At 59.7% G+C, this 12,743-nt stretch carries 8 protein-coding genes; 3 read left to right on the top strand and 5 right to left on the bottom strand.

Features of this window, described 5'->3' with window-relative positions; genetic code table 11:
• Positions 1 to 10: 10 nt before the first annotated feature.
• The 4 genes from M0G74_RS06825 to M0G74_RS06810 form a co-directional block, all read right to left on the bottom strand.
• On the bottom strand, positions 11 to 907 hold the full coding sequence (locus tag M0G74_RS06825; RefSeq protein ID WP_248215761.1) for a sulfurtransferase: 897 nt from the start codon (positions 905 to 907) through the stop codon (positions 11 to 13).
• Positions 908 to 1,092: 185 nt separating this feature from the next.
• A complete protein-coding gene (locus M0G74_RS06820) occupies positions 1,093 to 2,820 on the bottom strand; it encodes an alpha/beta hydrolase (protein ID WP_248215760.1) in 1,728 nt (575 codons plus the stop codon).
• A 66-nt stretch (positions 2,821 to 2,886) separates the two neighbouring features.
• The gene (locus M0G74_RS06815; RefSeq protein ID WP_248215759.1) at positions 2,887 to 3,504 is read right to left on the bottom strand and encodes a trimeric intracellular cation channel family protein; all 618 of its coding nucleotides are present in this window, start codon (positions 3,502 to 3,504) and stop codon (positions 2,887 to 2,889) included.
• Between the two features lie 264 nt (positions 3,505 to 3,768).
• Positions 3,769 to 4,956, bottom strand: coding sequence for an acyl-CoA dehydrogenase (locus tag M0G74_RS06810; RefSeq protein WP_248215758.1), 1,188 nt, complete (start codon positions 4,954 to 4,956; stop codon positions 3,769 to 3,771).
• A gap of 474 nt (positions 4,957 to 5,430) precedes the next feature.
• Here M0G74_RS06810 and M0G74_RS06805 point away from each other — a divergent pair, with 474 nt between their 5' ends.
• From M0G74_RS06805 to M0G74_RS06795, 3 genes are read left to right on the top strand one after another with little or no spacing between them, the layout of a single operon-like run.
• A complete protein-coding gene (locus M0G74_RS06805; protein WP_248215757.1) occupies positions 5,431 to 6,936 on the top strand; it encodes an efflux transporter outer membrane subunit in 1,506 nt (501 codons plus the stop codon).
• Positions 6,937 to 6,944: 8 nt separating this feature from the next.
• A complete protein-coding gene (locus tag M0G74_RS06800; protein ID WP_248215756.1) occupies positions 6,945 to 8,213 on the top strand; it encodes an efflux RND transporter periplasmic adaptor subunit in 1,269 nt (422 codons plus the stop codon).
• Positions 8,210 to 11,377: an efflux RND transporter permease subunit gene (locus M0G74_RS06795; protein ID WP_248215755.1), complete on the top strand. Its 3,168-nt coding sequence runs from the start codon at positions 8,210 to 8,212 to the stop codon at positions 11,375 to 11,377. Before M0G74_RS06800 ends, M0G74_RS06795 begins: the two co-directional genes overlap by 4 nt.
• 194 nt (positions 11,378 to 11,571) lie before the next feature.
• Here M0G74_RS06795 and M0G74_RS06790 read toward each other — a convergent pair whose 3' ends face one another.
• Positions 11,572 to 12,741 carry a cation:proton antiporter gene (locus M0G74_RS06790; RefSeq protein WP_160153531.1) on the bottom strand — a complete coding sequence of 390 codons (1,170 nt, stop codon included), beginning with the start codon at positions 12,739 to 12,741 and terminating at the stop codon, positions 11,572 to 11,574.
• Between the last annotated feature and the right edge of the window lie 2 nt (positions 12,742 to 12,743).

Below are 12,743 nucleotides of genomic sequence, written 5' to 3'. Positions count from 1 at the left end.
GCCTGCGCGATTAGGCGCTGGCCTGCATTTCACGCGGGTGCAGAATGTGGGCGCACCAGTCGCTCCAGCTGCCCGGGTAGAGTCGGGCTTCGCGACTGATCAGATACAGGGAAAAGAGATTGACGCAGGCGGTGACGCCGGAACCGCAATAACACACGATATCGTCATCCGCCGGAATGCTTTGCCAGTGTTCAAGCAGTGCAGGGCGCGGTTTGGCAAACCCGTCTTCATCGGTAACGGCCTGCCAGGGCTTGTTGATGGCCCCGGGAATGTGTCCGGCAATGGGGTCGATGGGCTCTTCGTTGCCGAGGAACCGTTTGCTGTCCCGGGCATCGACTAGCTGCCAGGGTGGGTTATCCAGGTGCGGATAGATGTCGGCATAGTGCAGCAGCTGATCCGCTGCTGGCGCGGGAGAAAAGTTCCCGCCAGCGCTTGCGCAGGCAGCCCCTTCTTCGACTTCCCGTTCCGCATTTTTCCAGGCCTTGAAGCCACCATTCAAAATCGCGACTTTGCTGTGCCCGAAATGACGCAGCAGCCACCAGGCGCGGGCCGCGAATGCAAAGCGCTGGTCGTCATAGACCACTACCTGGGTGTCGTCACTGATACCAGCAGAGCGGGCAAATTCAGCAAATTGGGAGGCGGTAGGAAAGGGATGGCGGCCACCGTAGCGCTCGCAGGGCGCAGAGAGGTCCCGGTGCAAACTGGCATATTGGGCGCCGGGGATATGCCCGGCGAAAAAAGCCGCTTCGCCTGCTTCGGTGTCCGCAAGATCGTAGCGGCAGTCGAGAATCACCAGGTGTCTAGCTGCACCCTGTGATTGTCCTTGTTTCTGCTCCTGAGCCTGGCCGGATTCTTGCTCAAGCAGTTCGGCCAGCTCGGAGGCTTCAATCAAACCCTGATAATTCATAGCTACCGCTTTTATAGTCGTTATAGGGCCAAATTAAGCCCCTGCGAGGGTTTTGTCCAGCGTCAGAACGATTATCTCCGGGGAGAAAAAACCGGATCGAATATGGCGCTGAAACCCCGTGCGATCCGGTTAAATTGTGCACGCAAAACGGATGGTAGCCTGGTTTATTTCGGTCATTTCACGATTCAGCGAGATTCGGAATAACGGCTGCCAGCCGGTGCTTCCCGGTGCCTTTGCTCTTTCGTTGGCTCCTCCGTTGCAGGCTCTACCGCTTCCGCACTGGAGGCACTTGTTTGCTCCGCACTATTGGCTGCGGGCACGTCGTTACTGTCTTTACCTTCTGCGGCCTTGCCACTGCCGTCGCGCGCCTGTTCCGCTTCCATTTCCGCAATCTTGCGCTCCAGTTCCGCCTGCCGGGCCAGCTCGTCTTTGCGGCAGCTTGCTGCCGTCTCCACAACCGGCGCGTCAGGCTGGTCGAGGAATTGGGCAGCGGCCTCCTCGGCGCAGTCGCTGGCGGAAATGACATCGTGGGCAAGGTCCGGGAACAGCAGCCACTGGTGGTTGGGGAGCTTTTTGCGTGCCTGGTCGGCGTCGCTGGCCGCGAGTACTGGGTCCAGGCCGCCGTGCATTACCAGGGTTGGCACCGGAGTTTTGATTGCGCGGGATTCCAGTAGTGGGGCGGAGGGAATGGCCCAGATACGGCATTGCATCTGCATCATGTCGATATCGGAGCGTACCGAGCCGCCAAGAATACCGCTGGTGGCGGCGGACTGGCGCGCGAGGTCGAAATCGACAAACGGTGCTTCTTCGTAACAGAAATGGCTGATGCCCGCGGCATCGCCAAAATTGGGGTCCAGCACCAGCCCCATAAAACTGACAATGGCGGGTTTCAGCAGTTGGGCCTGCTCCGATTCCAGCTCCTCGATGATTGCGGGGAATTCCTTGTAAAAACTTTCGTTGTAAAGGGCCTGGAAGAGTACCCGCAGCAGCCGTTGGCCGGTCAGCACAAACGGGTATTGTTCGCCCGGGTGAATGTTTCCGGTTTTCACCGTCAATGGGCTTTCATCCAGCTTTTCGACCAGGCTTTCCAGTCGTCGTTGCAGATCCGGGTACTGCTTGTTGCACTTGCTGTCCTGGCTGCAGTAATTGATGCCGCGCTGGTAGGCGGCAATCACGTCCTGGGGTAATTGCTGCGCGTAGATGATATTGGGGAAGACCGCGCTGTTGAGCACCATAGCGCGCACTGAGTCCGGGAACTCCCGGGCAATGGTCAGGGCGTAGCGGCTGGCATAGGACACGCCGTAGAGGTTCAACTTGGGGACGCCGAGGGCCTGGCGCAGCGCCTCAATATCCCGTGCCACCGCAGTGCTGTTGTACTGAGCGAGATCGGCCGTTTCTGTCAGGCGGCTATAGCAGCGTTCAATGCTAAAGGTGAACACCCGCGCCTCTTCATCGGCGCTCAGACTGCGCGAAAAAGCCAGCTCGGCATCTTTGATAAATTCACTACAAGCCAGTTTGGGCTGCGCCATGCCGGTACCGCGGGGATCGATCACTATGAGATCGCGGCCAACCTCTACTGACATGCCGGCGTAGTTGAACCACAGCCAGTCGCTGGCATTTTCTGGTTCCAGTCCCATGCTGGCGCCGGGGCCGCCAGCACCCAGGTGGAGCAGGGGCTCTTTATCCGGGTCGGAGATCTGTGCGAAGAAGCGCACCACCGGGAACTGGATTTTGCGGCCCGCCGGCTCGGCGTGATTCTCTGGCACCTCCATCATGTAGCACTGGGTGGTAGGCCAGCTGGCCTCCGCTTCAAACCAGCAGGGCTTGGGAATCAGGCGGTTGGGGTTGGCTACCGAGGTTTCCTCTTTGGGCGCGCAGCCCGCACTTAATGCCAGGGCTGAAAGGCCAGACAAGAGGCACAGTAAACGGAAAAGGGCAGTAAAACGTGGGGGCATACAGATAGGTGCCTGAATTGAAAATCAGTTGGGGCGCATTCGGGCGATCGGTGCCGACAGGTTCCAGCGCAGGGCCGCCAGGCGGATGCCCAGGGTAACCAGAACCGCGATGGCAACCACGGCCTCGCCGGGGAGTGCCGGGATGTCTTCCAGTATCACCAGTGCGGCGGCGCCACTCAAGGCGGCAGTCGCATAAATTTCCCGCCGCAGTAGCAGGGGAATATCGCCACAGAGAATGTCGCGGATCAGGCCGCCGAAGGTGCCGGTCATTACGCCCATGACAATGGCGATGGCCGGAGAGTGCCCGAGGTCGAGGACTTTCTGGGTGCCGATGACCACAAACACGGCGAGCCCCGCGGCGTCGGCAATCATCAACAGGCGCATGGGCACCTGCAGGTAGCGGATCAGGTAAAAGCTGATAACCCCGGTAGCGACGGCAATCCACAGGTAGTAGCTGTCAGAGAGCCAGAATACGGGGACGTTGAGGATCATATCCCGGGTAGTGCCACCGCCGGTGGCGGTCACACAGGCCAGAACCACCGCGCCAAACAGGTCCATCTGTTTATGGCCGGCAGCCAGCACGCCGGTAAAGGCGAAGACGACGATGCCGATGAGGTCGCACCAGTACAGCAGTTGTTCCATGACGCCCGGCTCTATATGGCTGATCTGAGAATGCTGGTTCCCGTGCAGGAACCAGATGTGAAGGAGCCGATGTCGGGTGCAGACTTGTGAGACCTTCCGCGAGAGGGACCTCGCGGAAGAGCCCCCATGGATGGGTTGAGGGGGGGCGCCTAGCCCGTGTCTCACAAGGCTGTACCCGGCAGCGGTTCCGCCACCGGGCAATCTGGAAAGAGTGCCCCGGTCAGTGGGGGATTATGGAGATTCTCTGAGGTTCGGTACAGTTTCTCAGAAAAACGCCTGCAGCCCGGTCTGTGCCCGCCCCAGAATCAGCGCGTGTACATCGTGGGTGCCTTCGTAGGTATTGACCGCCTCCAGGTTCATCGCATGGCGAATTACGTGGAATTCGTCGGCGATACCGTTACCGCCGTGCATATCTCGGGCGGTACGGGCGATGTCTAGCGCCTTGCCGCAATTGTTACGTTTCACCAGCGAGATCATGGTGGGATCGAAGCTGTTTTTCTGCTCGTCCATCAGGCGACCGACACGCAGAGACGCCTGCAGGCCAAGAGTGATTTCGGTTTGCATATCCGCCAGCTTTTTCTGGAACAGCTGAGTCTGGGCCAGGGGTTTGTTGAACTGTTTGCGATCGAGGCCGTACTGGCGCGCCGCATGCCAGCAGAATTCTGCCGCTCCCATGGCGCCCCATGAGATACCGTAGCGGGCGCGGTTGAGGCAGCCAAAGGGTCCGCTCAGACCTTTGATATGCGGGAAGCGGTTTTCGTCGGGAACGAATACATTGTCCATCACGATTTCGCCGGTGATGGACGCGCGCAGGGAGAATTTCCCCTCGATTTTCGGCGCGCTCAGGCCTTCCATGCCTTTCTCCAGCACGAAACCGCGGATATCGCCCTCATCATCTTTGCCCCAGACCACAAATACATCCGCGATCGGACTGTTGGTGATCCACATTTTGGAGCCGCTCAGGCGGTAGCCACCGTCCACTTTCTTGGCCCGGGTTTTCATGCCGCCGGGGTCGGAGCCCGCGTCCGGCTCGGTCAGGCCAAAGCAGCCGACCCACTCGCCGCTGGCGAGCTTGGGCAGGTACTTCTGCTTCTGCTCTTCACTGCCGTAGGCGTAGATTGGGTGCATCACCAGGCTGGATTGCACACTCATGGCGGAGCGGTAACCGGAATCGACACGTTCCACTTCCCGTGCAACCAGACCATAAGAGACATAGTTGAGGCCGGCGCAGTCGTAGCCTTCAATGGTGGAGCCCAACAGGCCCAGTGCGCCCATCTCGCTCATGATGTCGCGGTCAAAAATTTCGTGGCGGTTTGCCTCAAGTACCCGCGGCATCAACTTGGACTGGCAATATTCCCGCGCCGTATCGCGGATCATGCGCTCTTCGTCGCTCAGCTGGCGGTCCAGCAGGAGAATATCGTCCCAATGTGCCAAAGGTTGGTTTTTGCTCATGGTTTGGGTCCGTGCAGAGATATGTGGTTCTGGTCAGTTGGGCCGCTGGTGCCATCTTTCTGTTTGCTGTTTGTTCAGCGATTCTGGTAATGCCCGGTCATTGTTATACCGAGTGACCCTGCCTGAGCGTTTCGGGCTTCCATCGCAGGCGCGTGGCAGGGAAGAACAGCGGCCGGTGCTTTGATCCTTCTTTTATAGCGTCGAAGGCAGTAAATGGAGTGCATCACCGCCCACTTGTTAGGATCTCCGGTCATGATAGCGAACATCAAAGCGGGCTTCACGTTTTGTGATCACTTTTTTGGGGGCGATTCCAGTGGAATATTCCGTTTGCGCGGAGGTTAAGCCGGATCCTGCCGGCGGAAGGCGCTAGTTGGGTGACAACCGCTGCTTGGTGGGTACTTTCGTCCCACTTCACGGGTAAACAAACGTAAATCGCCTTGGCGGGTGAATTAGAAGTTTCGATAATGAAAATAAATGCTGTTAGATCAAAATAGTTTTATGGCTTTTTCGCCGAAAATCATCGCCGTATCCGGCCTGCTGTGCGCCCTGGCCTTGGCCGGGTGCAGTGGCAATCCATCGCTGCCGCAGGGGCTTCCGGCCGATGCGCTTGGCCTGCCCGACCACTTTCGCGCCTCTGGCTCTCTGTCCCTGGATCAGCGCTGGTGGCAATCCTTCAATGATCGCGAGCTCGACCAGCTGGTGGAGCAGGCACTCTCCGGCAATCCGGATTTGCAGGCCACTTACTGGCGCCTGCAGCAGGCGGATGCAGCCGCTGCCCAGGCGCGCAGCGGCTTCTGGCCGCGCCTGACCGGTTCACTGGAAAATACCGAGCAGCGCCGGCACTCCAGTGAAGGCTTTGACTTTTCCGGTGCGCAAAACGAAGGCAACAGCTGGAGTGGCAGCCTGGCGGCGGGCTATGAAATCGACCTGTGGGGGCGGGTGCGCAGCGGTGCCCGGGCCGCAGAAGCGGGCCGGCTGGCGCAGCAGGATAACTTCCAGGTGGCTGCGCTCACGCTGGTTGCAGAAGTCACCGGGGTCTGGTTGCAATTGCAGGAACAGTGGGGCCAGCTGGAACTGTTACAGCAGCAGCTGGACACCAACCGCAAAACCCTGAAGGCGCTCGAGTTGCGTTTTGGTGCCGGTGTCAGTGCGGCGGCCGATGTATTGCAGCAGCGCCAGCTGGTACAGCAGTCGCTGCAGGAGCTGGATCAGGCTCGCGCCAACATCGAGATTTTGCAAGTACAGCTGGCGGCACTATTGGGGCGCGATCGCGCGCAATTGCCCGCGTTTGTCGACCGCGGCGAATCGCTGCCGTCGCTGCCCGCGCTGCCGGTTACCGGTGTGCCCGCGGATCTGTTGCTGCGCCGACCGGATGTGCAGCGTGCGCAACGGGAGCTGTTGCAGGGGCACTATCTCGTCGACCAGGCCTGGGCCGAGCGTTTGCCGAGCCTGTCTCTCAGTCTTTTCTTCAGTGGTGGCGGCACCTCCCTGGCAGATATTGCCGAAGACTGGCTGCTAAACCTCAGTGCAGCGGTGGAAGGTGTCATTTTTGATGGCGGCAATCTCGCAGCGGCAGAGCGCCAGCAACAGGCGGTGGAACAGGAACGCTGGATGAGCTTGCGCAATACGGTGATGCAAGCGCTCTCGGAAGTGGAACAGGCACTGATCAATGAGCAGGCCGTACAGGAGCGCCTGCAACATTTACGGGTGCGGGCGGATCTGGCCGAGCAGATAACCCTGCGCCAGCGACGCGCCTACGGCCAGGGTACGCTGGATTTCCTCAATGTGCTGTCGGCAACCGACAACCAGCAGTCACTCGAGCGGCAGCTGTTGACCGCTCGCCGCGAATTACTGGAGAACCGGGTAACCCTTTACCGCGCGATTTCCGGAGGCCTGATGGCCGATGACCTGCCACAACCTCCGGCGGTGGACCTGGAAATTTACCGCTCGCCAGACGCATCAGAAGAATTAGAGAAGTGAGAATTCAAATGCTGAATAAAATCAACTGGAGCATCGCCATTCCGATCGCGCTGATCGTGCTGGCTTCGCTTTTGTCCAGTTGGCTGTTGCGGGAAAAGCCAACCATGCAGCGAGCTGAGCGCAAAGCGCCGCCGCTTACCGTAGAAGTCGCGCGAGCGGAATACGGCCAGTTTCCCCTGGTAGTAAAAGCACTTGGTAAAGTGAGCGCGCGGGAGCTGGTGGACCTGCAGCCACAGGTGGATGGCCGGGTAGAGTGGCTGGACTACGACCTGGGACCGGGGTCGACCCTGGGCGAGGGCCAGCCGCTGGTCCGCATTGAGCGCGAGCCCTACGAACTTGCGCTGCAATCGGTACGCAGCACCCTGGCAGAGCGGCGTGCGGAATTGCAGCAGGAGCAGGGCCAGCGCCAGGTTGCCCAGGAAGAATTTGAATTGCTCGGTACATCGCTGCCGGGTGCCGATCAGTCCCTGGTATTGCGCGAGCCGCAGCTCGCGGCGGCCCGCGCGCGGGTGGATGCGGCAGAGGCGCAGGTAAAACTGGCGCAGCGGGATCTGCGCCTGACCCGCATTGCTTCACCATTTAACGCCTTGCTGGTATCCCGCAGCGTAGATGTGGGCGACCGGGTTGCCCCGGGCACAATCCTTTACAGTTTGGCGGGTGCCGACAAATTCCAAATCGAAGTGGAAGTACCAGCGCGCCAGCTGCCACAGTTGAATACCGCCAGTGCGGAAGTGCGTATCCGCGGCAGCCAATGGCCGCAAGGGGTTTATCGCCAGGGTCGTTTTGTGCGTGTGATCCCGGTACTGGAAGAGCAGGGCAGGCTCGCCCGTGTACTGGTGGAACTGGATGATCCCCTGGGTATTGCCGATCCTGCACGCCCGCAACTGCTGCTGAATGATCTGGCGCGCGTGGAGATTACCGGCCGCGCGGATGGCCAGCAGGTGCGCATTCCCCTGACGGCGTTGCAGGACGGGGATATGGTGTGGGTGGTGGTCGACGGAAAAATTCATATCCAGCCGGTCAAAGTCGCGCACTTTAACGAGGAGTTTGCGGTGCTGGAGCGGGGGGAAACAGGCGGCTTACGCGGTGGTGAAACCCTGGTAACCACCCGCCTCACCAGCGTGACCGAAAACATGCCGGTACGTGCGGCAGGGCAAGTTCCGGGTGCCAAATCCGGACGCCCGCAGCGCAGCCCGGCAGCAGGCCAGGAAAAGTCCGAGCCGCCAGAATTGCCCGATCCACCCCGCAAGGCCGGTACCGATGGTGAACGCGGATGAGTACTAGCGAGAGCAATAGCAACCTTCCGGGGCGCGGCAAACGGGCGCGGATCGATACCAGTCACGGCGCCATCGCCTGGATGACCCACAACCACGTTACCGCCAACTTGCTGATGCTGGTGTTCTTGATCGGCGGCCTGATCTTTTCATTTTCCATCAAGAAAGAAGTGTTTCCCGAGTTCAGCCTGGACATGGTCTCGGTAAACATTTCTTACCCCGGGGCCAGTCCGGAGGAAGTGGAGCGCGGCGTGTTGGTGCCTGCGGAGCAGGCGGTGACGGGCCTTGAAGGTATCAAGGAGCTGCGCGGCAGTGCGGGCGAGGGTAGTGCCAACCTGACACTGGAACTAGATGAAGACGCCAATGCCAATAAAGTATTCCAGGATGTACAGGCCGCCATTGATCGGGTCAGTACTTTCCCGTCCGATATCGAACGGCCCCAGGTCAGCCTCGCCGAGCGCAAGCGCGATGTGCTGGATCTGGTAATACACGGCAATGTGGATGACCGCACCCTGCGGGAATTTGTGATGCAGGTGTACGACAAGCTGGAAGCCCACCCGGATATCACCCAGCTGGAAGCCTACGGTGTCCGCGATTACGAAGTGGCGATCGAGGTGGATCGGGATGACCTGCGTCGCTATAACCTGTCGCTGCCGGATATCGCGCAGCTGGTGCGCAACGCCGCGGTGGATGTGCCCGCCGGTGGGGTCAAGTCCCAGGCCGGAGAGATACTGGTGCGGGTGACCGAGCGCCGGGATTGGGCGCGACAGTTCGGGGATATTGCCATTGCCCAGAGCGAAGGCGGCGGTACCGTACGCCTTCGGGATATTGCCCGCATTCGTGATGCGCTAGTGGATGAACCGCGCAATATGGTGTTTAACGGCGAACCCGCCGCGGGTATCGATGTTTTCCGGATCGGCGACCAGACACCGATGAGCGTCAGTGATGCCACCCACGAAGTGCTGGCGGAAATCCGTGAGACACTGCCGCCGGGAATCCATGTCAGTGTGCGCGACGACGACTCTGAAATCTTCAAGGAGCGTCTGTCGCTACTGCTTAAAAATGGTTTTATCGGCCTGCTGCTGGTGTTTGTGGTATTGGGGGCCTTTCTGGAATTGCGCCTGGCCTTCTGGGTAACCCTCGGCATTCCCATCAGCTTCCTGGGCGCCTTGCTGTTCCTGCCGGCGATGGATATCTCCATCAATATGGTGAGTATGTTCGCGTTTATTATCGCCCTCGGGATAGTGGTGGACGATGCGATCATTGCCGGTGAAAACATTCACGAATGGCGGCAACAGGGTTACAGCAATTTTGAAGCCGCGGTGGCAGGGGCTCGCCAGGTTGCGGTGCCGCTGACGTTTGCCATTCTCACCAACATTGTGGCGTTTATCCCGCTCACCGAATTGCCCGGCTTTATGGGCAAAATCTTCGGTGTCATTCCCTTTGTGGTGGGTACGGTGTTTGCGATTTCCTGGGTGGAAGCGTTATTTATCCTGCCCGCTCACCTGGCGTATTCCAAACGTGGGCATAAAAGCCGGGCGGCGCGCCGCTTTGCCGCGCGGCAGAAAATGATCGCGCGCAGCCTCGATCGCTTTGTAGAGAAGCGGTTCAAGCCCTTTCTGAATCTCTGCGTTTGCCACCGTTACATCACCATTGCCATTTCCGTGGCCATCCTGATTGTCATGATTGGCTATGCGGGCAGCGGGCGCATGGGCTTTACCCTGATGCCGAAAGTGGAACGGGATTCTGGCCGGGTTCAGGTCACCTTTCCCCCCGGCACCGCCGAGGCGCAACTGGATCGTGCGCGCAAGCAGATTATGGGCGCCGCCGACCGGATACTGGAAGAGACCGGCCGTGAAGGCTTTTTTATTGGCATGCGCGGCCTGATACGCGATGACCAGGTGCAGGTGGATGTTTACCTGACACCCGGTGACCAGCGCACCGTGGGCACCGGCGAGTTTGTACGTCGCTGGCGCCAGGCGGTGGGTCCGGTTCCCGGTGCGCTCAGCTCGACGTTTGCCAGTGATCGCGGCGGCCCCGGCGCAGGCCCCGCACTGACCGTGGAGCTGCGCCATACCGATACCGATCTTCTGGAACAAGCGGCGATGCAGTTGGCGGAGGCACTGAAAGGTTTCCCCGCGGTGGGCGATATCGATGCCGGTGTTTCCCAGGGCAAGCGCCAGCTGGATCTGACGCTGACCGACACCGCCAAAAGCCTTGGCCTGACCGCCGAGGATATTGGCCGGCAATTGCGCGCGTCGCTATACGGCGCCGAGGCCATGCGCCAGCAGCGGGGGCGCGATCAGGTCAAGGTGATGGTGCGCCTGCCGGAAGAAGAGCGGGTAACACTGGATGATGTACACAGCATCATGATCCGCGCTGGCAACGGCCTTTGGCTACCGTTGCCCGATCTGGTGGAAATCGATCAGGGGCGCGCTTACGCGACCATCAATCGCCGCGAGGGCCGCCGGGTAATGACGGTGACGGCCAACGTGGAGCCGGCGGACCAGGCAGCCCTGGTGATCAACGAACTGGACCAGACGGTAATGCCGCAGCTGCGCGGGCAGTATCCGGGGCTTTCGATTTCCTACGAGGGGCGTCAGGCCGATGAGCGCGAGGGGCTATCCTCGCTCGGGCTGACCTTTACCCTGACCCTGGCGGTACTTTATTTTCTGCTGGCGATTCCACTGAAAAGTTATATTCAGCCGCTGACGGTGATGGTGGCGATTCCATTCGGAGTAATCGGTGCGCTACTCGGGCACCTGGTGATGGGCTATGGCCTGAGCATGGTGAGCCTGCTGGGGATGGTGGCGCTCGCGGGAGTGGTGATCAACGACACCCTGGTGATGATTGAATACGGCAACCGCTTGCGGGAGCAGGGGACGCCAATTACCGACGCCATCAAGGCCGCCGCCGCCCGCCGTTTCCGGCCGATCATTCTCACGACGGTAACCACCTTTTGTGGTTTGATGCCGATGATTTTTGAAACATCGGTACAGGCGAAATTCATGATCCCGATGGCGATTTCGCTGGGCTACGGGATTCTTGCGGCCACTACGATTTCATTGTTGCTGGTGCCTTGCCTGTACTTGATGTTCTCCAAGGATATTCCAGCTGCCTTTGGTTTTTTGCTTTCCAAGACTCGCAAAAGCACTGTAACACCGTAAGGGTCTATATATTTGTGCCGATAGCGAAGTGCACTGCTTCGATGCGAAGGCGAAGTGCCGGGGATGGGTTTTCAAAAGCGTCGGCGACAGGGATGTCGCCGACGCAGCGTACAGGGATGTATTTACAGCGGTTTTGAAAACCCATCCCCGGTGCTTGGCCGCCACTGTGCCGGCTTGAAAACCATTCAGCCAACTCAATCCCGCCGCAGGTGATCCTTGATGGCAATGGGGTTGGGGAAGTTCAGCACCACGATGTAAGACGATACCAGGAAGGTAAGAATCGCCGTCGCCTGAATCAGGTGGGAAGCGGCACTGCCAATCAGCTGCTGACTCATCGCCAGATACGCGATCAACAGTGAAAACTCGCTGATCTGCCCCAGCCGGAATCCAATATCCCACGCCAGAATCGTCCGTTCGCTCTGTTGCCCCAGCAGGTAGCGGAACACCACCGGTTTGATCGCAAGTACTGCAACCGCAGCGACCACCGCGGGGAAGGCGATTTCCGGCACCATATCCAGGTGGAATTGGGCGCCCAGACTGAAGAAGAACAGGATCAGGAAGAAATCCCTCAGGGGTTTCAGGCTGATGGCGATGTACTGGGAGATGGGGCTGGTGGCAAGGGTGATGCCGGCGATGAAGGCGCCGATTTCCCGCGACAGGCCCATGACTTCCGCCAGTTCCGCCAACCCCATGCACCAGCCCAGTGCCAACAGAAACACGTATTCGTGGAAGCGGTCGAACCTGGCCAGTAGCGGCTGGAGTATGTAGCGCACGGCGCCCCAGGCGAAGGCGATCAGCAGCGGCAGTGCGGCAAATGAGATACCCAGGCGGGTGAAGTCGACGGAGCCGGTGCTGCCACTCAGCAGGATCATCAGGCAGGTGATGGCGACGAAGTCCTGGAACAGGAGCAGGCCAACCATCATTTCCCCCAGGTGTTTGTGGTGCAGTACGGTGGTGGGGAGGAGTTTGATGCCGATGATGGTGCTGGAGAACATCATCGCCATGCCGATGACCCAGGATTCGGTGTCGGTGAAGCCGAAGACTCTGCCGATGGCATAGCCAAGCCCGAGAAATAGGGCGCAGCTGATAAGGCCGACGAAGGTGGCTTTGCGCAGCACCGAGATGAGTGCTTTGGGCTGCATGTCGAGCCCGAGCAGGAATAACAGGAAGATGATGCCGATGTTGGACATTTCGGCCATCAGGTTGACGTTGTCGATGATGGCGAAGCCGGAGGGGCCGAGAAGTACGCCGAGGGCGATGTAGGCAACCAGGAGCGGTTGGCGGCCCCACAGGGCGAGCGATGCGACAATGGCGGCGCCACTGAAGATCAGGAAGAACGACTGGAACAGGGAGGTCTCAGGCACTG

The organism is Microbulbifer sp. CAU 1566 (assembly GCF_023156515.1).
In the GTDB taxonomy this organism is placed as follows: domain Bacteria; phylum Pseudomonadota; class Gammaproteobacteria; order Pseudomonadales; family Cellvibrionaceae; genus Microbulbifer.
This window is presented reverse-complemented; position numbering and strand designations above follow the sequence as displayed.